Annotated in this window: 19 protein-coding genes; 8 read left to right on the forward strand and 11 right to left on the reverse strand. The window is 67.7% G+C overall.

Annotated elements, in window-relative coordinates:
• Positions 1–26 precede the first annotated feature (26 nt).
• From G3I17_RS40115 to G3I17_RS32855, 3 genes are all read left to right on the forward strand, one after another.
• Complete coding sequence (locus tag G3I17_RS40115; protein WP_239063160.1) at positions 27–2,774, forward strand: LAGLIDADG family homing endonuclease; 2,748 nt, start codon at positions 27–29, stop codon at positions 2,772–2,774.
• 164 nt (positions 2,775–2,938) lie between these two features.
• Complete coding sequence (locus G3I17_RS32850; protein WP_164601933.1) at positions 2,939–5,911, forward strand: TraM recognition domain-containing protein; 2,973 nt, start codon at positions 2,939–2,941, stop codon at positions 5,909–5,911.
• Positions 5,901–6,275, forward strand: a complete 375-nt coding sequence (locus G3I17_RS32855) for a DUF4913 domain-containing protein (RefSeq protein WP_164601935.1) — start codon at positions 5,901–5,903, stop codon at positions 6,273–6,275. The genes G3I17_RS32850 and G3I17_RS32855 overlap by 11 nt, the downstream gene beginning before the upstream one ends.
• Before the next feature lie 56 nt (positions 6,276–6,331).
• On the opposite strand, the gene G3I17_RS32860 is transcribed toward G3I17_RS32855, so the two are convergent.
• Together G3I17_RS32860 and G3I17_RS32865 are read right to left on the reverse strand one after the other, a co-directional pair.
• Positions 6,332–6,937: a hypothetical protein gene (locus G3I17_RS32860; RefSeq protein ID WP_164601937.1), complete on the reverse strand. Its 606-nt coding sequence runs from the start codon at positions 6,935–6,937 to the stop codon at positions 6,332–6,334.
• Positions 6,938–7,005: 68 nt separating this feature from the next.
• Positions 7,006–8,322 carry an MATE family efflux transporter gene (locus G3I17_RS32865; protein WP_164601940.1) on the reverse strand — a complete coding sequence of 439 codons (1,317 nt, stop codon included), beginning with the start codon at positions 8,320–8,322 and terminating at the stop codon, positions 7,006–7,008.
• Positions 8,323–8,817: 495 nt separating this feature from the next.
• On the opposite strand from G3I17_RS32865, the gene G3I17_RS32870 reads away from it, so the two are divergent.
• The gene (locus G3I17_RS32870; protein ID WP_164602114.1) at positions 8,818–11,889 is read left to right on the forward strand and encodes a replicative DNA helicase; all 3,072 of its coding nucleotides are present in this window, start codon (positions 8,818–8,820) and stop codon (positions 11,887–11,889) included.
• A 41-nt stretch (positions 11,890–11,930) separates the two neighbouring features.
• On the opposite strand, the gene G3I17_RS32875 is transcribed toward G3I17_RS32870, so the two are convergent.
• Positions 11,931–12,764: a MerR family transcriptional regulator gene (locus tag G3I17_RS32875; RefSeq protein WP_343238495.1), complete on the reverse strand. Its 834-nt coding sequence runs from the start codon at positions 12,762–12,764 to the stop codon at positions 11,931–11,933.
• On the opposite strand from G3I17_RS32875, the gene G3I17_RS32880 reads away from it, so the two are divergent.
• Positions 12,663–13,220, forward strand: coding sequence for a hypothetical protein (locus G3I17_RS32880; RefSeq protein WP_164601944.1), 558 nt, complete (start codon positions 12,663–12,665; stop codon positions 13,218–13,220). The genes G3I17_RS32875 and G3I17_RS32880 overlap by 102 nt on opposite strands.
• Positions 13,221–13,233: 13 nt before the next feature.
• Positions 13,234–13,641 carry a hypothetical protein gene (locus G3I17_RS32885; RefSeq protein ID WP_164601946.1) on the forward strand — a complete coding sequence of 136 codons (408 nt, stop codon included), beginning with the start codon at positions 13,234–13,236 and terminating at the stop codon, positions 13,639–13,641.
• On the opposite strand, the gene G3I17_RS32890 is transcribed toward G3I17_RS32885, so the two are convergent.
• The 6 genes from G3I17_RS32890 to G3I17_RS32915 all read right to left on the reverse strand — a co-directional run bounded on the left by G3I17_RS32890 (position 13,638) and on the right by G3I17_RS32915 (position 17,069).
• The gene (locus G3I17_RS32890; RefSeq protein ID WP_164601949.1) at positions 13,638–13,874 is read right to left on the reverse strand and encodes a hypothetical protein; all 237 of its coding nucleotides are present in this window, start codon (positions 13,872–13,874) and stop codon (positions 13,638–13,640) included. The genes G3I17_RS32885 and G3I17_RS32890 overlap by 4 nt on opposite strands.
• 16 nt (positions 13,875–13,890) lie before the next feature.
• A complete protein-coding gene (locus G3I17_RS32895; RefSeq protein ID WP_164601951.1) occupies positions 13,891–14,385 on the reverse strand; it encodes a GrpB family protein in 495 nt (164 codons plus the stop codon).
• A complete protein-coding gene (locus G3I17_RS32900; RefSeq protein WP_164601953.1) occupies positions 14,382–14,789 on the reverse strand; it encodes a RidA family protein in 408 nt (135 codons plus the stop codon). Before G3I17_RS32900 ends, G3I17_RS32895 begins: the two co-directional genes overlap by 4 nt.
• 50 nt (positions 14,790–14,839) lie before the next feature.
• Positions 14,840–15,196 (reverse strand): nuclear transport factor 2 family protein, encoded by a 357-nt coding sequence (locus G3I17_RS32905; protein WP_164601955.1) that lies wholly within the window; start codon positions 15,194–15,196, stop codon positions 14,840–14,842.
• A 66-nt stretch (positions 15,197–15,262) separates the two neighbouring features.
• A complete protein-coding gene (locus G3I17_RS32910; RefSeq protein WP_164601957.1) occupies positions 15,263–16,090 on the reverse strand; it encodes an alpha/beta hydrolase in 828 nt (275 codons plus the stop codon).
• A 367-nt stretch (positions 16,091–16,457) separates the two neighbouring features.
• Entirely contained in the window at positions 16,458–17,069 is a 612-nt protein-coding gene (locus tag G3I17_RS32915) for a TetR/AcrR family transcriptional regulator (protein ID WP_239063149.1), read from the reverse strand.
• Positions 17,070–17,097: 28 nt separating this feature from the next.
• Between G3I17_RS32915 and G3I17_RS32920 the strand changes: the two genes are divergently transcribed.
• Entirely contained in the window at positions 17,098–17,865 is a 768-nt protein-coding gene (locus G3I17_RS32920; RefSeq protein ID WP_164601961.1) for a helix-turn-helix transcriptional regulator, read from the forward strand.
• Here G3I17_RS32920 and G3I17_RS32925 read toward each other — a convergent pair.
• Together G3I17_RS32925 and G3I17_RS32930 are read right to left on the reverse strand one after the other, a co-directional pair.
• On the reverse strand, positions 17,838–18,263 hold the full coding sequence (locus G3I17_RS32925) for a protein-tyrosine phosphatase family protein (RefSeq protein WP_164602116.1): 426 nt from the start codon (positions 18,261–18,263) through the stop codon (positions 17,838–17,840). The two genes, G3I17_RS32920 and G3I17_RS32925, sit on opposite strands and share 28 nt — an antisense overlap.
• A gap of 268 nt (positions 18,264–18,531) precedes the next feature.
• On the reverse strand, positions 18,532–19,431 hold the full coding sequence (locus G3I17_RS32930) for a LysR family transcriptional regulator (RefSeq protein WP_164601964.1): 900 nt from the start codon (positions 19,429–19,431) through the stop codon (positions 18,532–18,534).
• Positions 19,432–19,513: 82 nt separating this feature from the next.
• Between G3I17_RS32930 and G3I17_RS32935 the strand changes: the two genes are divergently transcribed.
• Positions 19,514–20,749: an MFS transporter gene (locus G3I17_RS32935; protein ID WP_164601967.1), complete on the forward strand. Its 1,236-nt coding sequence runs from the start codon at positions 19,514–19,516 to the stop codon at positions 20,747–20,749.
• Positions 20,750–20,764: the final 15 nt, after the last annotated feature.

Below are 20,764 nucleotides of genomic sequence, written 5' to 3' on the forward strand. Positions count from 1 at the left end.
GCAAGGAAAAGAAGCCGGTCGACCCGATGCGCGGCGGCCGCCGCCCGATGCCGCGTGGCTGGCCCGGCCCGGCCCGTGGCTACTCGACGTACTTGCAGGCCCCGCAGGAGTGGCGCGGCACGACCGTCCAGGTCTGCGGCATGTGGCCGTTCTCGGCCGGCACCGGAAGCCCGATGGTCGGCGTACCGATCGGCCGCAACATCCTCTCCGGCGCCACCATGTGCTGCGACCCGATCAGCTGGTTCATGCGCGCCAAACTGATCTCCAACCCCTCCGTCTTCGTCCTGGGCAAGCCCGGCTTGGGCAAAGCACTCGACGTCGAGACCTTGATTCCGACGCCGGACGGCCTCCGGCGGATGGCGGATCTGCAGCCGGGCGACTTCGTGTTCGGCGCCGACGGGTTGCCAACGGCAATCGTTGCGGTGTCCGAGGTGATGACCGATCGTGAGTGCTGGGAACTGACCTTCTCCAGCGGTGAGACGATCGTCGCCGACGCGGAGCACCTGTGGGTGACGGAGACAGTCGAAGACCGCCGACGAGCCTGGGTCGAGCGGAATGTACCGCGCAAGCGGCTTCCTGCCGGGACGGACACCGACCTTGCGACGGTCGGCGCGGCGCGAACAAGGCTCGGCGCCGAGGCGATCTCAGTTCGCGACCTGACCAGGAACGATCAGCGCGCGCGGACGCCTGAGAAGGCGCCGGTGACGACGGCGCGGCTGGCATCCTCGCTGGTCGCCGGCGGCGAGGCCAACCATGCCGTCCGCGTGATACCAGGACTGGTCCTGCGGGAGGCAAAGCTCGCGCTCGACCCGTACGTCCTCGGAGCCTGGCTGGGCGATGGACACAGCGCGGGACCGAGACTGACGACGATGGACCAAGGAATCGTCGAGCGAATCCGAGCCGCAGGTATCGAGTGTGAGCCGGCAACCGGGCATCTGCTCTACCAGTTGACGATTCCGGGGACCTACCGACAGAAGGGGGTCGGCTTCACGGCGGTCCTCCGGCAACTCGGCGTACTGGGAGACAAGCACATCCCGACGTCGTACCTTCGTGCCTCGGATCGGCAGCGTCGAGAACTGCTCGCCGGTCTGCTCGACACGGACGGCACGGTTTCCCCCGCCGGCGGGCAGGTCCAGTACACCTCGACCTGTCGACGGTTGGCGGAGGATGTGCTCGAGCTCATCGCCAGCCTCGGTTACCGTCCTACCCTTCGAGAAGGCCGGGCGATGCTGGCGGGCCGCGACTGCGGTCCGAAGTGGACAGTTGGTTTCACCACCACCGACGAGGTGTTCGGCCTCGAACGCAAGCACGTTGTCCATGCGGAACGGACCATCGGCAATCCGGCGCGGACCGCGCGTCGCTATGTGGTCGCGGCTCGTAAGGTGGCGTCCAGACCCGTGCGATGCATCCAGGTGGCCAATCCCGACGGCCTCTACCTGGCCGGACGAACCTTTATCACCACGCACAATTCCACGATCATTCGGCGGATGGCGCTCGGTCTGGCTGGGTACGGGGTTATGCCGCTCGTGTTGGGTGACCTGAAGCCCGACTACAAGGACCTGGTCGTGGCCCTTGGTGGGCAGGTGATCGAGCTTGGTCGTGGTCGTGGGCATCTGAACGTGCTTGACCCGGGTGAGTCCCGGCGGGCGGCGCTCCGGCTGACCGGTAGTGCGCGGCAGGCGATCCAGGCCGACGCGCATGGCCGCCGGTCGACGATGGTGTCCGCGCTGATCTCGATCATGCGGTCCGCGCCGCCAACCGACCGCGAAGAGACCATCCTCGACGAGGCCCTCAAGGTGCTCGACGAGCGCCACGAGGGCACTCCGGTACTCCGTGACCTCCTGCAGGTCGTCCAGGAGGCGCCGGACCGGGTCCGGGACGTCGCGCTCGACCGGGGCAGCATGGACCGGTACAGGCAGATCACCGAAGGGCTGGAGGCGTCGCTGATCGGTCTGGTCGGCGGTGGCCGGCTCGGTGAGATCTTCTCCGAGCAGACCGACCAGCCGATGAAGATGGACCGGCCGGTGGTCTTCGACGTCTCGAACATCGACGACTCCGAGACCAACCTGCAGGCCGCCGTGATGCTGGCCTGCTGGTCCTACGGCTTCGGCGCGGTCGCGGTCTCGCAGGCTCTCGCGGACGCCGGCCTCGAGCCTCGGCGGCACTACTTCGTCATCCTCGACGAGCTCTGGCGAGTACTACGGGCCGGCCGCGGCCTGGTCGACCGGGTCGACGCGCTGACCCGGCTGAACCGGCAGCGGGGGGTCGGGATGGCGATGATCTCGCACACGATGTCGGACCTGCTGGCCCTGGAGCACTCCGAGGACCGGATGAAGGCGAAGGGTTTCGTCGAGCGCTCCGGGATGGTGATCTGCGGTGGCCTGCCGCGCGCCGAGATGGAGAACCTGACCGCCGTCGTACCGCTGTCCGGCGAGGAGCAGAACATGCTGATCGGCTGGCAGGACCCGCCCGCGTGGGACCCGGCCACCGGTGAGGAGGCCGCACCGCCCGGACGGGGAAACTTCCTGGTCAAGGTCGGTGGCCGCCCGGGCATCCCGGTGCACGTCGGGCTGACCTCGGTCGAGCGCGAGATCAACGACACGAACAAGCTGTGGAAGACGGGCGCCGACGGCCGGCCGCTGAAGGTGGAGATCGCCGACGACGGCACCGAAGAAGTGGTCGAGGAGTACACCTTCGACGACCCGGCGATGACGGCACTGCCGCCCCCCGACCCGACCACCCGCGTGGTAGCCAAAACGGGAGTTGACGACTAAGTGACCCCCATCCGAACTCCGCACACCGTCTCCGGCGCCCAGGCGGGCGCCTCGCGGCGTTGTCGGAAACGGACGATGGAAAAGACATCGCCCGCTTCCTCCGCCTTGCGATCCACCCACCTGAACACCGGAGCCGGCGCACGGACTCCGGATGGAGGTCACTGATGGCCCAAGGCAGGAAGAGCACCGGCCCCGGCGGCCTGTCGGCGGAATCGGTCCTGGTCTTCATCGGGATCGGTCTGTTCGCGCTGATCGTCGGTGGTACCTGGGTGGCGACCAAGATCGCCGCCGCGATCAACCACACCCGGCCCATCGGCGACCCGATGAGCAACCTGGTCGACCTGATCAACGGCCGGGTCCGCTGGTCCGGCGCGGCCACCGGCGTACTGATCCTCGAGATCGTCCTGCTCGGGGTGCTCACCGGCGTCGGCTTCTACCTGGTCGGCAAGGCGAGGAACCCCGGCTCCCGGGTGGACCGCTCCGCGCAGCTGATGTCGAAGCGGAGCGAGATCTACAAGCTCACCCGGCAGGGCGCTCAGGAGATCGCGAACCGGCTCGGCGCCGGGCACGCAGGCCCCGGCGTGATGATCGGCCGGACCGTCCGGGACAACCTCGAGGTCTTCGGGTCCTGGGAAGACATGCACGTCGACATCTGGGGTCCCCGGACCGGGAAAGCGCTGGCAGCGACCACACCGGTTCTGACGCCGCACGGCTGGGTACCGATCAAGGATCTCGCGCGCGGTTGCCGGGTGATCGGCAGCGACGGCCACCCGATCGAGGTGACTGGGGTCTATCCGCAAGGGACTCGTCCGGCTTACCGCTTCCGACTGACTGACGGTACGTCGGTCTTGTGCGACCCGGACCACTTGTGGACCGTCCGACCAAAGATCAGGGCCGACAAGAAGCACCCCGAGGCATGGCGGACGTGGACCACGCGGCAGTTGATTGATCGTGGTCTGCGCCGTATGAGCGGTGGAGCCAAGTACTACCTTCCGATCGTCGAGCCAGTTCAGTTCGAAGGTGTGCTGGAGCCGGGGCGGCTGATGGAGGCCCCGCCGCCCGACGGCCGAGGGCACAACCTCAGCGCACCGGCCGACCGCCCGACCCTGCCGGTCGCGCCGTACCTGCTGGGCGTACTGATCGGCGATGGTGGTCTTCGGTCGGCTTCGATCCGGTTGTCCACGGCAGAGGCCCAGGACCTTCTGCCTTTACTGGCGCCCCTGCTCCCCGCAGGCGTAACGGCGAAGCCGGTCGCGGGGAGCGCCTACGACTGGTCGCTGACGTCGGGCCGGACTGGTCCGCGCAACGCCCTGATGGCGGCGATGCGCGAACTCGGTCTGATGGGGCACAGCTCGCTGACGAAGTTCGTCCCGCCGGCTTACCTGCTGGCCGCGGTCGAGGATCGGCGAGCGTTGCTCGCCGGCCTGCTCGACACCGATGGTTCGATCGATCAGAGGGGGGTCATCGAATTCTCGACCTCGTCGCCGCAACTGTCGGAGGACTTCCGCTTCCTGGTGCAGTCCTTGGGGGGAACGGTGACGACAACCCGGCGCGAGACGACCCACGCGCCGTCGTACCGATCGCTGGTGCGGCTTCCGGCCGACATCCCGGCACCGTTCCGGCTCCGTCGGAAGCGGGAGCGTTGGGACGAGCTGGCGCCGCACCGACGGGTCGCCAGGCCGGTGCGCGCGATCGAGTCCATCGAACCCGAAGGTGAGATGGAGATGGTCTGCATCTCGGTTGCGGCTACCGATGGCCTGTTCGTCACCGATGAGTTCATCGTCACCCACAACACCACCTCGCGCGCCGTACCGGCGATCCTCGACGCACCGGGGGCCGTCGTCGCGACCTCGAACAAGCGCGACATCGTCGACGCCACCCGGGACCCGCGGTCGAAGAAGGGACCCATCTGGGTGTTCGACCCGCAGGAGGTCTGCGGCGAGTCGCCGGACTGGTGGTGGAACCCGCTCAGCTACGTCACCGACGAGGTGAAAGCGCGTGAGCTGGCGGAGCACTTCGTCGCCTCGCAGCGCAAGGAGGGCGCCCAGACGGACGCCTTCTTCGACTCCGCCGGTACTGACCTGCTGGCCGGTCTGCTGCTCGCGGCCGCGGTCGCGAAGCGCCCGATCACGCAGGTCTACAGCTGGCTCGCCGACCAGCGCAACGACGAGCCCGAGCGCATCCTGCGGTCCACTCCGGGCCTGCAGCTGTCCGCGGACGCGCTGTCCGGCGTCATCAACGCTCCGGACAAGCAGCGCGCCGGTGTCTACGGCACCGCGCAGCAGAGCGCCCAGTTCCTGATCAACCGCAAGGTCACCCGCTGGGTGATCCCGGCAGGCCCGAACGACAACCGCCCGCAGTTCAACCCGCACCAGTTCGTCCGCGAGGGCGGCACGCTCTACAGCCTGTCCAAGGAAGGCGCCGGTACTGCGGGCCCGCTGGTCACCGCGTTGACGGTGGCCGTGGTCGAGGCAGCCGAGGACTACGCCAAGACGTGCCCGATGGGCCGGCTGCCCAACCCGCTACTCGGCGTACTGGATGAGGCGGCCAACGTGTGCCGCTGGAAGAACCTGCCCGACCTCTACAGCCACTTCGGCTCCCGCGGCATCGTGCTGATGACCATCCTGCAGTCCTGGGCGCAGGGGATGGAGTGCTGGGGCGAGCGCGGGATGGAGAAGCTCTGGTCCGCCGCGAACATCCGGGTGTACGGCGGCGGCGCGTCCGACGCCAACTTCCTCGAGCGGCTGAGCAAGCTGATCGGCGACTACGACATCCTGTCCAGCTCGGTGTCGTACAACAAGGGTGAGCGCGGGACCAGCAAGCAGACCCAGCGGCACCACATCATGGAGGTCTCCGACCTGGCCGCGATGCCGCCCGGTCGCGCGGTCGTCTTCCCGTCCGGGATCCCGGCGACGATGATCAAGACCGTGCCGTGGATGGCGCGCCCCGACGCGGGCTTGGTGAAGGCCTCGCTGGCCCACCACGACCCGGGTGCGGCACTGACCGCGCAGGGTGGGGCGAACGCTTGGATCGCGGCCGGTCGCCCGGGGACGACGGCACCGGATGCTCCGGCAGCCCCGTCCGGCCCGCCGGTCCCGATCTGGGAGCAGACCGAGGAGCAGCGTCGTGGATGGTGAGCAGGAACTCTTCTACCCGCACGTCGCGGCCTTCGTCGAGGACCGCCTGGTCTACCTGTACTGCCGGCGGATCGGCCAGCAGTACATGTGGTGCCCGGAGTGGTTCCGGCATGCCGAGGCGCTGAGCCGGCTCGACTCGATCTGGCGCGCCTGGGAGCACCTGCGGCTCGACCCGGCGACGGGGATGTCGGTCTGGTGGCGCGACCACGCAGACCCGCACATGCAGGCGCTGCTGGACCCCGACGGCCCGTTCGCGGCCTGCCGCGGCGTGCACAGCGACTACCCGATCCCACCGCTGCCGGTCGAAGAGCCGCCCGCCGGTCTCTTCTTCGACCAGCGTCAACCCAACCTGCGCGGCATCTGACAGTACGGGTCAGCGCGGGCGACTGATGCGACCGTACTGCGGCCGCACGCCGGGGATCAGTCGCCGATGCCGAAGTTTCGGAGGGCCTTGGGGTCCTGGTCCTTCAGGCGGCGTTGACGTTTGAGGTTCTTGCGGGCGACCGGGGGCTCTTCGGGCGCGTTGCGGACAGCCTCCGCGGCGGGCGGCTGCTCGGCCCGGCTGCGTTGCTCGCGAGCTTCCGCGGAGTTCCAGTCGGCCCGGCGGTCGTCGTCGGCCGCGCTGCGGTAGCGGGAGTCCGCCCTCGCCTGGGCCCGCTCGGCGGCCAACAGGTCGGCAGCCGACTGAGGGTCGTCCCGGCCGGTGGCGCCATCGCGCAACCGCGCTGCCTGGGCTATTTCGTCGTGGCCCAGCAATCGCTCGTCGGCTGCCCGGGCACGCAAGTAGCTGTGGTTCCGCTCGGCGACGTCGGCGCGGCGCATCGCGTCGGCCAGCTCGGCGTCACTGTCGCGCTCGACCTGTCGACGGGTGTCCCGGAGTTCGCGCTCCTCGAGTGCGTCCAGCTCAAGCTCCTCGTCGACCTGCTCCCGATCCGCCTCGGCGCGCTGAGCTGCCAGTTCCGCGCCCCGCGCCGGCACCTTGGGCCTCCGCGCGGTGGTCTGCTCGTCGTCGTCCGTGTCGGCCATCCGACTCCTTCCACTCGATGCCCACGATGCCGCAAAGCCAGGTCAGCTACCAGGGCGACCGGCGAGGCTCAGCGAGTTGCGCCGGTGACCAGCCAGTCGTCGCGGCGTTCGCGGACGAGCAGGGTCAGCAACCTGAGCAGCATGAACCCACCGAAGGCCCACCACAAGGCGACCACCCCGCCGTCGAGCCACAGCACGCTGAGCGCCAGTGGGACGTACAGGATCAGCGCGATCACCCCGGCGGCCGCCAGGTAGCGCCCGTCGCCGGCACCGATCAGTACGCCGTCCAGCACGAACACGACTCCGTTGACGGGCTGCCAGAGCGCCGACACCAACAGGATCGCGGCCAGCGTGTGCCGTACTTCGGGATCGGACGTGAACCACGGGACGTACAGGCCCCGCAGTCCCCACAACGCGAGCCCGCCGACGATGCCCGAGACCAGACCCCACCACATCATCCGCCGGGTGATCGCTCGCGTCCCCTCGACATCGCCCGCCCCTAGCGCGCGACCCGTCAACGCTTGCGCGGCGATGGCGATCGCGTCGAGTGCCAGGGCCAGGAACGACCAGAGGGTGAAGGCGACCTGGTGGGCCGCGACGGACGTAGTACCGAGGGAAGTGGCGACGAACGTCGCGAGGATGATTGCCATCCGCAACGTCAGGGTGCGAACCACCAAAGGGATCCCGGCCTGGGCCGACGCGAGGATGCCTGGCCGGTCGGGGCGCAGCTTGGCGCCGTCGCGGCGGGCTCCGCGGACCACCACCCAGACCAGGGCGACGCCTGCCGCGGTTTGGGCGAGTGCTGTGCCCAGTGCCGAGCCGGCGATGTTCAGGTCGAGTCCGTAGACCAGGACGAGGTTCAGGCCGATGTTGGCGAGGTTGGCGGAGATCGCCACGATCATGGGCGTCTTGGTGTCCTGCAGACCGCGCAGTACGCCGGTAGCCGCCAGCAGCAGCAACATGGACGGGATGCCTAGGCAGGAGATCCGCAGGTAGGTCACTGCGTAGTCGGCTACGTCAGGAGACGGGTTGAACGCACTGATAGCCAGTGGGGCGAGCAGTGCCCCGACAACAGCCAGTACTACGCCCAGCAGCAAGGCCAGCCAGAGTCCGTCGATGCCCTGCGTGAGTGCGCCGCGATGGTCGCCTGCCCCGATCCGCCGGGCCACCGCGGAGGTGGTGCCGTAGGCGAGGAAGACGCAGATGCCCACCAGCGTCTGCAGGATCGTGCCCGCGACGCCGAGTGCCGCGAGCTGCGGCGTACCGAGGTGGCCGACGATCGCGGAGTCGGCGAGCAGCATCAGCGGCTCGGACACCAGGGCGAAGAAGGCCGGCACCGCCAGCCGGAGAATCTCCCGATCCTGCGACCATCCGGTAATGGGCATGGGCCTCATTGTGCCTGGCCACGCCTGTGCACATCCCACCGGACCTGACGGGTTCGAATCTTTTTCTTCTCCACAGTATGGGGACAACGAAACCGCAGGTCAGAGGGCTGTTGTGGAAGGTTGTCCCCAGATATCCACAGGGATATGCCCAACCTGTGCACACCCGCCACCGGGGTTTCCCACAGGTCTTCCACAGGGGGTGTGGACGACCGGCTACCGGGGTTCGGGTGAACCGGCGTACGGTCGCGTGACTGACGCCGTCCGCCCGCAGTCTCGGGGGCGAGTCCGCCTGCGGATGCTGTCGGCGAAAGTGTCGGCGGCGGTGGTTAGGGTTCGATCAGGTGTTCGATCCGGGCCGGTTGGCCGGGTCGGATCGGCCAGGTCGGTTGGCTGGGTCGTGTCAGTGGTCGGGCGTGGGACGAGGAGGTCGGACGAGTGAGCGTTGCGGAGTTCCGCGGGGGGTCGGGTAGCGGCAAGGAAGAGCGCAGCCCGGAGATGGGCTTCGACCGCACCCCGCCTCAGGACCTGGCGGCCGAGCAGTGCGTGCTCGGCGCGATGATGCTCAGCAAGGACGCGATCGCCGATGTGATCGAGACCCTGCGCGGTACGGACTTCTACCGGCCGGCGCACGAGGTCGTCTTCGACGCGGTCACCGACCTGTACGCCCGGGGCGAGCCCGCCGACGCGATCACCGTCGCCGCCGAGCTGGCCAAGCGCGGCGAGATGGGCCGGATCGGTGGCGCGCCATACGTGCACACCCTGGTCGCCTCGGTCCCGCTGGCCGCCAACGCCGGCTACTACGCGCACATCGTCCGGGAGAAGGCGATCCTGCGCCGCCTGGTCGAGGCCGGCACCAAGATCGTCCAGATCGGCTACGCCGGCGAGGGCGAGGTCGACGACGTCGTCGACCAGGCGCAGGCCGAGATCTACTCGGTCACCGAGAAGCGCACCACCGAGGACTACGCCCCCCTGAAAGACATCATGGAAGGCGCCCTCGACGAGATCGAGGCCATCGACTCCCGCGGCGACGCCATGGTCGGCGTCCCGACCGGCTTCACCGACCTCGACGAACTGACCAACGGCCTCCACCCCGGCCAGATGATCATCGTCGCGGCCCGCCCGGCGATGGGCAAAGCCCTGGCCCTCGACACTCCACTACCAACCCCAACGGGTTGGACCACCATGGGCGACGTCGCAGTAGGCGACGAGCTGATCGGTGCCGATGGCCGCCCGACCAAGGTCGTCGCCGCCACCGAGGTCATGGCCGACCGCCCCTGCTACGAACTGACCTTCTCCGACGGCAGCACCGTCACCGCCGACGCCGAACACCAGTGGGTTGTGGTGGGTGAGGCCGGCGCAGTCATCCGTACGACGGTCGACCTGTGGCGGGCGATGGAATCGGACCCCGGGATGACCCCGGTGATTCCAGGCTCTGCGCCGAGTGAAGTCGTGGGTCACGGCCTGTCGACCGGACTGCCGGGCGAAGAAGACCGCTGGATCGAGTGGATCGAGCCGGTACCGAGCGTGCCGGTGCGATGCGTCGAGGTGGCCGCCGAAGACCATCTGTACCTGGCCGGCAAGACGATGATCCCGACCCACAACTCAACGTTGGGACTGGACTTTGCCAGGTCGGCGTCGATTAAGCATGGGTTGACTTCGTGTGTGTTCTCGCTGGAGATGAGCCGGAACGAGATCACCATGCGGTTGCTGTCGGCCGAGGCGAAGGTGCCGCTGCACCACATGCGCAACGGCAAGATGACCGATGAGGACTGGGCTCGGCTGGCCCGCAAGATGGGTGAGGTCTCCGAGGCGCCGCTGTTCATCGACGACTCGCCGAACCTGACGATGATGGAGATCCGCGCCAAGGCCCGCCGACTCAAGCAGCGCCACGACCTGAAGCTGATCGTCATCGACTACCTCCAGCTGATGACGTCCGGCAAGAAGGTCGAGTCCCGCCAGCTGGAGGTCTCCGAGTTCTCCCGCTCGATCAAGCTCCTCGCCAAGGAGCTCGAACTCCCCGTCATCGCCATCTGCCAGCTCAACCGAGGCTCCGAACAACGCTCCGACAAACGCCCCATGGCGTCAGACCTTCGTGAATCAGGCTGCCTCACCGCCGATACGCGGTTGATGCGTGCCGACACCGGCGCGGAGATCTCACTAGGCGAACTGCTGGCCGCCGACGCACGGGATATCCCGGTCTGGTCGCTCGACGACCGACTCAAGCTGGTACCGCGCACGATGACTCACGTCTTCCCGAGCGGTGTGAAAGAGGTCTTCCGGTTGAAGCTCGCCTCCGGCCGGGAGATCAAGGCGACGGCCAACCACCCGTTCCTCACGTACGACGGATGGAAGCCGCTCGGCGAGTTGGCGCCGGGCGCACGGCTGGGCTCGTTGCGCCATGTGCCGGCGCCGCTGGAGGGCAAGCCCTGGGATGACGATGAGGTCACCTTGCTGGCTCATCTGCTCGGTGACGGCTCCTTCGTGAAGAGGCAGCCGATCCGGTACGCCAGCATCGACGAGGCGAATCTGACGGCTGTTGGCGAAGCAGCTCATCGACGTTTCGGTATCACCCCGATCCGCGATGAGTACACCGCTGCCAGGGTCACGACCCTGCGCCTACCCGCGCCGTACCGGCTGGCTCGGGGCAAGCGAAACCCGATCGCCGCCTGGCTCGACGGAATGGGTCTGTTCGGCCTGCGCAGCCACGAGAAGTTCCTTCCTGAGGGAGTCTTCGGCCTGCCGAAAGAGCAGGTCGGCGCCTTCATCCGCCACCTGTGGGCCACGGACGGTTCCGTCCGCTGGGACGAGAAGTACCATCAGGGCAGGATCTACTACGCTTCGACGAGTCGCCGCCTCGTCGACGACCTGGCCCGGCTACTACTGCGATACAACATCTTCAGCCGTATCGCCAGGACTAAGAAGGCGGGCTATCGAGACTCGTACCATCTTCACGTCAGCGGTGTGCAAAACCAGACGCGGTTCTGTCGTGAAATCGGTGTTCACGGCCTGCGTGGTGAGAAGGTGCGGGAAGTTCTCCAGAATCTTGACGGAATCGAGGCTGCACCGAAGCTTGATACCGTTCCTGTCCAGGTCTGGGATCAGGTCAAGGCTGCACTGCGCGAACAAGGTATGAGCAAGGTTGCTCTCGGTGCCGCACTTGGAAGAAGCAATACGAACAGCCTATTTGTCGGCGCTCCGACAAGGCAACGTTTGTCTGATATCGCGCAAGTACTGGATTCGTCTGCGCTTGAGTTGCTCGCGACAAACGATATTTTCTGGGACTCTATCGTGCAGATAGATAGCATTGGTGAGCAGGAAGTATTCGACGCCACGGTCCTCGGCAATCATAATTTTGTTGCAGATGGAATTGCTGTACATAACTCACTGGAACAGGACGCCGACGTCGTCATCCTCCTGCACCGCGAAGATGCCTACGAGCGGGAGTCCACGCGGCCAGGTGAAGCTGACTTCATCGTCGCCAAGCACCGTAACGGACCTACCGCTGACATCGTTGTCGCCTTCCAGGGCCACTACTCCCGCTTCGTAGACATGGCCCACGACGGCTGATCCTGCCGGTCGTACTGCGCGCTGAGGTGGTGGCACGGCAGCTAGTCGGTGCTCGGGTTCCATCTCTTGGCGGAGATGGATTCTTGGGACAGTAGGCGGAGGCTGGCGATGAGGGTTTCGCCGAGGATGGTGCCGATGATGACGCTTTCGGCGATCTGGTCGGGGGTGGGGGCGGCGGGGCTCGACGTTACGGCGCTGACCTCCAGGTCGGTGAACTTTTCTACTGCTGTGGCGTAGGAGTCGAGGAAGCTGACCAGGTGGTCCTGTTGCAGGGTGCGCAGGGCTGCGATTGTTTCGATCAGGGTGTTGAGGGCGGGGGCATCGGGGTCTACTGACCAGCCGCGGGACCTGAGTAGTTCTTCGACCTGAGTGGTCGCGGCCTCTCGTGCGTCAGAGGTCGAGGTGAGCTGGCGCTGTGGGGTGATGGCGCGGTGAGCGCGGCCGATCTTGTCGTGCAGGGTCATGGTGTCCGAGTCCAGGCCTTCCAGCACCTCCTTCACCCGAGCGACCGGTACCTGCGCGAGGTCGACCAGTGCGCGGATCAGGCGCAGCCGGCGCAGGTGGGTCTCGCTGTACGACGCCTGGTTCGGGCTGGTCAGCTCGCCCGGCGGCAGCAGGTTCTCCCGCAGGTAGTACTTGATCGTGGGCACTGGCACCCCGGAAACCCGGCTCAACTCGGCGATCTTCAACGGCCTTGCCTTTCCCTCGACTGTGATGGATAGTAGCAGTATCCGTAAACGGATACCTTCACTATCTAAGCAAAAGGAGAGACGATGATCGTCGACCTCGTGCTGGTCGTGGCGACGCTGACCTTCCGCGCGCTGGGGGCTTTCGGCGTACGCCGGTTCGCGAGCTGGCCGGTGAGCGCGGCGCACGGGATGGCCGTCATGCTGCTGTTGACCGCCAGCGCGCATTTCGTCCCCGCGAGCGTCACGGTGATGCCGAACCACGCGGACCTGATCCGGATCGTGCCACCGTTCCTCCCATTCGCGGACGCGCTGGTCTACCTGACCGGCGTCCTGGAACTGCTCGGCGCCCTAGGTTTGGTGCTGATGGCAACGAGATGGGCAGCCGGCCTCGGGCTCGCTGCGCTCTTCGTCATGTTGCTCCCGGCAAACATCTACGAGGCGATCGCCGACATCACGTTCGCGAACGGCGAGCCGGCCAGCCCGCTTTGGCAACGCATCCCCGAGCAGATCCTGTACGTCGCTGTCGTGCTCTGGGTAGCCCGCTCCGCCGACAGCACCCCGGTGCGCCAGCTGCTCTCGTCACGCCGCAATTCGTCCGTCGAGCCCGCGGAAGCCGCAGTGCCGGCGACCGTCAACTACTGAAGGAGCAGCACCCATGGAACTGAGCGACGCGTCCCGGATCATCGCCGGAGCGATCCTGCTCACCATCGTCACGATCCAGTTCGGTGGCTGGTTCCTGACCAAGATCGTCCGCGGAGACATCCCGATGACGGAGTTCCAGAAGTCGTTCGCGCGGGCTGGTCACGGTCACGCCGGCGTGCTGGTCATCCTGGGCCTGGTCGGTCTGCTGTACGTCGATCAGACCGGTCTCAACGGCTTCTTCCTCTGGCTCGGCCGGCTCGGCATCCCGGTCGCGGCGATCCTGATGTCAGGCGGCTTCTTCGCCTCGTCAGCAGGCAAGGACCGAACCAAGCCGAACCAGTTCATCTGGATCCTCGGCCTGGGCGCCCTGTCCCTCGCGGCCGGCGTCATCACCCTCGGCCTGGGCCTGATCACGGCCTAGGCCGAGGCCAGCCGCCCGCCCACGGTCCGCATCAGCTCGGCAACCTCCGCGCTGGCCTCCAGGGTGTAATCGATGCCAAGGGCAACCACTGCGGCGACGTACTGGATCAGCAGGACGGGGGAGCCGGCGCTGAGCCGGAACTCGCAGACGTCCTCCCCGAGCGGCGTGATCGACCCCGGCGTACCCCGGAAGAAACTCCCGCGGAGCACCTCGGCCGGCACCTGCACCACCATCCGGACACTGGGCCGATCAGCTGAGCAGTTCCTCGATCAACGCGCCCTTGCCGTCGACGTAGGCGGAGCGGTCGACCCGCAGCAGCGGCGCCAGCTCCCGCTTGAGCTCGGCGTACCGGGCCAGCGCCTCGGGGTCGGTCCGCAGACGATCCCGCAGTACGAGGTGATCCCGGTGCGCCTTGTTGCCTGCGACAACGACGTACAGGTGGTGATAGCGGACCGCGTCAACCGGCATCCGGAATGCCTCCCGGCCGGCGATGCCGAGGTCGCCTTCATGCTCGTAGCCGCCGGCTGCCAGGGCGGCGACTGCCGTGGGTACCTGCTCGGCGGTCGGCACGACCACGTCGACATCGATGATGGGTTTGGCGGCAAGACCCGGTACTGCGGTACTCCCGACGTGCTCGATCTCTGCGGGCAGCCCAGCGAGCAGTCGGTCGAGGGACGCCCGGAGCTCGTCGAACCAGGCGGGCCAGCGATCGTCGTACGGGACGACTTCGGCGGGCGGGATCACAAGGCCGCGGTGACGTCGATCTCGACCAGTTGGCCGGGGAAGCCGAGTTGGGCGACGCCGAGGAGGGTGCTGGCGCTGGTGAAGGCCGGCGCGAGCGGCGACTCGTTGAGCTGCGTCCAGACTGCGCTGAGCTGCTCGCGGACCGGGCTGGCCACGTAGATGACCGTCCGTACGACGTCCGTGGGGGTGGCGCCGGCCGCGTCGAGCGCGACCAGGATGTTCTGGATCACCTGCTCGGTCTGGCCGGTCAGTCCACCCTTGGCCAGCTCACCCGACGGCTGCAGCGGGCACTGCCCCGCCAGCATCACGAGCTCGTCAGCGCGGATCTTCGTCACGTGGTGGTAGCCGGGAGTCGCGTGCAGGGCCGGGGGATTGCTGCGCTCGATCGTCACCCTCCCGAGCAAACGCGATCAGCCGCGCACGCGTCAACGGGATATCCCCAGGCCACGCCGCGTCAGCCGGCGATCTCGTTGTTCCACATCCGGAACATCACGCACTTGCCGCGCTGGTCGAGCGTCACCGTCCACAGGTTCGAGAACGTCCCGAGCTCGCGATACACCCCGGTACCACCGATCGCCGCCGTATCGCCGGTGATCGTCAGGATCGACCACTCGAATTCCCATCCACCCGCCTGCCAGTCCTGCCGGCTGAGCCACCCCTCGACGATCGCGTCCCGGCCGATCCAGTCGGTGGCATAAGGCCACTCGTGATACTCCGCCGCCGGCGCGAACAGCGCCCCGATGTCCGACGCATCGCCACTGCGCCAAGCCTTCACGTAGTCCTCGACCCATCGGGTCACCCGCTTCTCCATACCCCGAGCATGCCGCGTCGCAGCCCGACCAGGCAGACCGAGTCTTCCTAGGTGCGCCGCACCCACCTACCCCTTCGCGAACTCCTTGATCAGCTGCCCGAGCAGCGCCGGCTGGTCGAGCGGTACCAGCGTGTACGAGTCGCCCACCTCGACATACCGCCCGCGCGGCAACAACTCAGCGAGCCGCCGCCCATGCTCAACCGGCATCACCCGATCCTCGCCGGCCCACACCACCAGCGCAGGCCGATCAAACAACGGCAACCGCTCAGCCGCTTTGACCAGCAGCCTCCGATCGGCAAAGGCAGCGCGTAGTACCCGTACTACGTCCCGCCGGATCTCCGGTTGTCGCAGCAACGGTCGCACCCACCGCGCGGTAGCCGCGTCCCCCCGCTTGGTCAGCCACCCGAAGGTGATCGGCAACCGCCGCACTGCCTTCAACCGCAACTGCTGCAGGAAGACACCGAGCAACCCAGGCGACAGCTTGCCCACCACCGCAAGCGTCCTCCCGGTCAACCCGGGTGGCAGGTTGTCGAAGGCCTCGCACGACACGAGCACGATCCGCCCGATCCGCGGCGAATCGATCAACAGCTGGACGAGCGCCCCGCCGGTGTCGTTGCCGACGAGCGTGACGTCCTCGAGCCCGAGGCGCTCGAGGAACTCCTCGACCAACCGCGCGACGCCAGGCAACGACAGGTCGGCATCAGCGTTCATCGCCCGCCGATGCGCTCCCAGCGGCAGCGTCGGTACTACGCAGCGGTGGTTGCTCGCCAGTTCGGCGACCGGGCCGTCCCAGAGCGTGCTGTCCATCAGCAGCCCGTGGAGCAGGACGATCGGTGAGCCGGCGCCGAGGTCGTCGTACTCGATGGTGCCCGCGGAGAGCGCGACCTCGTTCATGCCGCTTGCCGGTTGACGGCTACGAGGTGCTTGTTCAGGAAGGCGAGTTCGGCCCCGACGGCGGCTTCGTGTTGTTCCAGGAAAGGAGCGTAGTGGCCGCCGGGGAGGCGGAGGAGTTGGGCGTTGGGGGCTTGGTCGCCGGTAGAGCGTGACGCGGAGAGCGGACCGGGCGGCGATCGCCTGGATCCAGTTGGTCCCGGGGTAGTACCAGGCCGCACACTCGGCATCCCCGCTGACGAACCGCACCTTCTCGCGTTCCATGGCGCACCCCACCTCTGGCAAGAGTCTCTCGATGCCAGAAGTGAACCACCTGGTTCGCAAGCTGTCCAGACAAACTCCGCCAGACAACTCCGCCAGACAAAATCCGCTAGACGGTGGCCTCCTCGTGATCGAGGGCCCGCCCCAACGCTGCGAGACCGGCCTCGATCCCCGGCCCGTCGCCGCTCGTCCGCCACTCGACCAGGAAGCCGCGCAGGGTGGCCAGAACGAACTCGGACACCTCGCACTTGCGCTCGTCCCCCCACTGCGGCGGGCAGAGCGAGATCAACGCCGGCAGATAGCGCGTCGACGCGGTGCGCGCCAGTTCGGCGTACCGGCCGGGGTCGTACATCGCGAGCCCGATCGCCTGGTCGAGCACCCACGACTCCTCGCCGACGAGTACCGGCCAGATCGCCAGTACTCGGCCCGACAGCGTAGGGCTGGCCAATCCGGCCGCGGTCAGGCTCCGGTCGATCCGTCGCTCGCGAAGCTGGAGCACGGCCTGGGTGAGCAGGTCTTCGGGGCCGTCGAAGTAGTAGAGCAGCACCTTGTGCGTCGTACCGGCGGCCCGGGCGGCACGGCGGAGCGAGAAGTCCACCAGCCCGTTGACCCCGACCTCGTCGGTGACGCGCTCGAGCAACTCACGCCGCCGCACCTCGCCACGCGCCGACCCAGCCGAGCGCCGATAGCCCGCCTTCTCCGGAGCAGTCTCTTCGTCCACCAACGAGACAGTAGCTAATCTCGGGTGTGTGAACGACTTAGGCGAGTTCCTCCGGGTACGCCGCGCGCAGGTCAGCCCTGAAGAGGCGGGGTTGCCCGTGTCGGGTGCGCGCCGGGTTGCCGGGCTCCGGCGGGAGGAGGTCGCGGTGCTCGCCGGCGTGAGTGCCGACTACTACACCCGCCTCGAGCAGGGGCGGGAGCGGAATCCCTCGGGTCAGGTCGTGGACGCCATCGCGCGCGCCCTCCGCCTCGGGCAGAACGGCCGCTGGTACGCCTACCAACTGGCCGGTCTCGCCCCGAGGACCGACAAGCCGGACTCGGAGGAGGTCGCCCCGGAACTCCTGCAACTGATGGACAGCTTCGAGTCGGCCGTTGCCTACATCATCAATCGCCGCCTGGACATCCTTGCCTGCAACAACCTCGCCGACGCCCTCCTGGCGCCATTGGCCAACCCGCACGCGATGATGCACTCGCTCTTCCACGACCCCGCGGCCCGCGAACTCTTCGACGACTGGCCGACGACGGCGAGAGATTCGGTCGAAGCGCTCCGCCTGGCCTCACCCGACGACCCCACGGCCGGCCGCCTCGTCGACGAACTCATTGCCAGCAGCAACGAATTCGCGGAGTTCTGGAAAGACCACGGCGTCAACAGCCTCGGCAGCAAGGTCAAGACCTTCAACCATCCGGTGGCCGGCCGGCTCACCCTGACCTATCAGACCTTCGACGTCCAAGCGGCCCCCGGCCAGTCCCTCATGGTCGGCACCACCGATCAGGACTTGGCGAAGCTCCTGACGTAGCGCTTCTGCCACGGCGTTTCCACGGCCTTGGGGTGGTAGTTCGCCCGCACATAGGCGACAGCGTCGCGCGGCTCGATCCCGTCGAGAACGGCCAGGCACGCAAGCGCAGTACCGGTTCGCCCGCGCCCGCCTTCGCAAGCGACCTCCACCCGCTCGGAGGCCGCCCGGGCAAGCACCTCCACCAAAGCCTCCCGAGCCTCACGGTCATCAGCCGGCAACCGAAAGTCCGGCCACCGCACCCACCGCGACTCCCACTCCACCGCCGGCGGCTCCTCGCCCAGCAAATACACCCCGTACGACGGCAGCGCCCCGCCAGGCAACCCGTCTCGCAACCCACGCCCCCGCACAAGCCGCCCCGAAGGCAACTTCAACACCCCACTCTGTCCCGCCACCCACATCTCCACCCCCCGACGCTAACCCGCCCCGACGCCAGCGCGCCCCGGACGTCTGAGGGGTTAACCCTCCAATGGGTGGGTTGCCCCCTCGGGATCTGGCTAGGCAACCCACCGTCTGGGGGGTTAACCCCTCAGGCGTCGGCGAGTGGTGAGCGGGCGGGCGAGCGAGGGGCGGGCGAGCGGAGGCGAGGGGGTGGGTCGGTGGAGGTGGGGTGAGGTGGTGATGCGGAGTTCTGTGGACGTCGAGAAGAGGTGGAGTTTCTCTGGGTGTCTACTCAAAGAATACGTCGCGTTGGTGATGTATCAACAAATCTAGCAACGCGGTCACCGCCCGGCTCGGACGCTTGCCGCTCACCGTGATCACGGACAGCGTCCAGCTCAGATCCGCGTCCACCAGCCGCAGCCGGGCCACGCCGGGTGTCTCGTTCAGTTCCATCTCCGGTACGACCGCCACCCCGAGCCCCGCGCGCACGTAGTCCGGCACGGTGGTCAGGTCGGGTACCTCCACCTGAACCCGCCGAGGCAGCCCGGCCAGGTCGAAGGCGCGATCCACTGCCGTCCGGTTGCCGAAGCCGCGCAACATGTCCACGAACCGCTCACCGGCCAGATCCGTCAACCGAACCTCAGTCGCCCCGGCCAGCCGATGCGACGACGGCACCAGTACTGCGAAGCGCACGGTCGCCAGCTCGCGTGACTCCAGCCCGGTCAGCTCCGGCTGACTCAACCCGACCAGTGCCACGTCGAGCCGGCCGTGCCGTACGTCGTCGGCCAGCCCGCTCGACCCGGTCGGCGAGGTCGTCACCTGGACGTCGACCAACGGGTACCGCTGGTAGAACGAACCGAGCAGCGACGCCAGATCCACCAGGCCGAGCCTCGTCATCGTGCCGATCCGCACACTACCCCGCAGTCCGGTCGACGCCTCCTCGACCACGGCGCGCGCCCGATCCAGCGCATCCAGCGCCGCTTTCGCCTCGGGGAGCAGCGCCTCGCCGGTGTCCGACAACTTCACTCGCCGGGTGGACCGGTCGAACAGGGTCGTCTTCAGATCGGTCTCCAGCGCCCGGATCGCGGCCGAGACGGTCGACTGCACAGTGAACAGCCGTTGCGCCGCCCGGGTGAAGCTCAGTTCTTCCGCGACGGCGACGAAGTACTCGAGCTGCCTGCTGTCCATACCGTCAATTATCGGCAGAGGCGATAAGACAGTGCAAGAAGATTCGTTGGACTCGATAGATCTCAGCGAGCACCCTAGAGATATGACAACTCTTTCCGGTCCCCGCGCGCTCGACAAGGCCGGTACGCCCGTCCGGTTCGCGCACGGCGCCGGCTTCTGGGTGATCGCCGTCGCCTTCTTGACGACGATGGCCTTCTCGACCGTTCCGACGCCGCTCTACGCCATCTACCAGCGCCGGGACGGCTTCCCGACCTTCCTCATCACGGTCATCTTCGCCGCCTACGCGGTCGGCGTGATGGTCAGCCTCTACCTGGCCGGCCACGTCAGCGACTGGCTCGGCCGTCGCCGGGTGGCGCTGGTCGCAGTACTGGTCGAGGCGCTCGCCGCGGTGGTCTTCCTGCTCTGGCAGGACGTGCCCGGGTTGCTGCTCGCCCGCTTCATCAGCGGTGTCGGCGTCGGCGTACTGACGGCCACCGCGACGGCTCACCTGTCCGAGCTGCGACGGATCTCCCGGCCCGATGAGGACCCGAGCCACTCGGCGCTGATCTCCTCGATGGTCAACCTCGGCGGGCTCGCTTTCGGGCCGCTCATCGGTGGGTTGCTCGCGGAGTACGGGTCGAAGCCGCTGGACCGGCCGTACGAGTTGTTCCTCGTACTGTTGCTGCTGAGCGCCGTCGGCATCGCGTTGGTGCCCGAGACGGTCGAGCGGCTGGAGGAGCGTCCGGCGTACCGGCCGCAGCGGGTCGCGCTGCCGAGTGCCGCGAAGCCGCAGTTCTTCGCGTCGGCCGTCGGAGCGTTCGCGGCGTTCGCAATCTTCGGGCTGTTCACCTCGCTCGCGCCGACGTTCCTGGCCGGCACCCTGCACCACACCTCGCGGCTGCTGGCCGGTGTCGTGACGTTCGCGGTCTTCGTCGCGGGAGCGGGCAGCCAGGTGGTGTTCGTGCGGTTCAGCCGCCCGCAGCAGCTGCGCCTCGGCCTGGTCCTCATGTCGGTCGGCCTGGTCGGGATCGCCGTCGGCGGCCTGATTCCCAACCTGTGGCTGTTCGTCATCGGTGGCGTGATCGCCGGTGCCGGCGTCGGTCTCGTCTTCCGCGGCGCCGTCGCGACCGCGGCCTCGCTGGCCGACTCGGGTTCGCGCGGTGAGGTGCTCGCCGCACTCTTCCTGATCGCGTACGCCGGACTCGCGGTCCCGGTACTCGCCATCGGTGTCGGTGTGGCCGTGCTCCCGGCCCAGGTCGCCCTGCTGATCTTCTCGGCGATCATCTTCGTCCTGGTCAACGTGGCGGGCCAGCGGATGCTCAAGGCCAACCAGGCCTGATCGTCAGCTAGCCTC

Origin of the sequence: Streptomyces sp. SID13031 (assembly GCF_010548305.1) — a bacterium.
Classification (GTDB): Bacteria; Actinomycetota; Actinomycetes; order Propionibacteriales; family Kribbellaceae; genus Kribbella.

Bases quoted from the DNA above. Each gene is read 5' to 3' on its own strand.
- G3I17_RS40115 (WP_239063160.1), top strand. From the start codon at position 27: ATGCGCGGCGGCCGCCGCCCGATGCCGCGTGGCTGGCCCGGCCCGGCC.
- G3I17_RS32850 (WP_164601933.1), top strand. From the start codon at position 2,939: ATGGCCCAAGGCAGGAAGAGCACCGGCCCCGGCGGCCTGTCGGCGGAA.
- G3I17_RS32860 (WP_164601937.1), bottom strand. From the start codon at position 6,937: ATGGCCGACACGGACGACGACGAGCAGACCACCGCGCGGAGGCCCAAG.
- G3I17_RS32865 (WP_164601940.1), bottom strand. From the start codon at position 8,322: ATGCCCATTACCGGATGGTCGCAGGATCGGGAGATTCTCCGGCTGGCG.
- G3I17_RS32870 (WP_164602114.1), top strand. From the start codon at position 8,818: ATGGGCTTCGACCGCACCCCGCCTCAGGACCTGGCGGCCGAGCAGTGC.
- G3I17_RS32880 (WP_164601944.1), top strand. From the start codon at position 12,663: ATGATCGTCGACCTCGTGCTGGTCGTGGCGACGCTGACCTTCCGCGCG.
- G3I17_RS32885 (WP_164601946.1), top strand. From the start codon at position 13,234: ATGGAACTGAGCGACGCGTCCCGGATCATCGCCGGAGCGATCCTGCTC.
- G3I17_RS32890 (WP_164601949.1), bottom strand. From the start codon at position 13,874: ATGGTGGTGCAGGTGCCGGCCGAGGTGCTCCGCGGGAGTTTCTTCCGG.
- G3I17_RS32905 (WP_164601955.1), bottom strand. From the start codon at position 15,196: ATGGAGAAGCGGGTGACCCGATGGGTCGAGGACTACGTGAAGGCTTGG.
- G3I17_RS32910 (WP_164601957.1), bottom strand. From the start codon at position 16,090: ATGAACGAGGTCGCGCTCTCCGCGGGCACCATCGAGTACGACGACCTC.
- G3I17_RS32925 (WP_164602116.1), bottom strand. From the start codon at position 18,263: ATGTGGGTGGCGGGACAGAGTGGGGTGTTGAAGTTGCCTTCGGGGCGG.
- G3I17_RS32930 (WP_164601964.1), bottom strand. From the start codon at position 19,431: ATGGACAGCAGGCAGCTCGAGTACTTCGTCGCCGTCGCGGAAGAACTG.
- G3I17_RS32935 (WP_164601967.1), top strand. From the start codon at position 19,514: ATGACAACTCTTTCCGGTCCCCGCGCGCTCGACAAGGCCGGTACGCCC.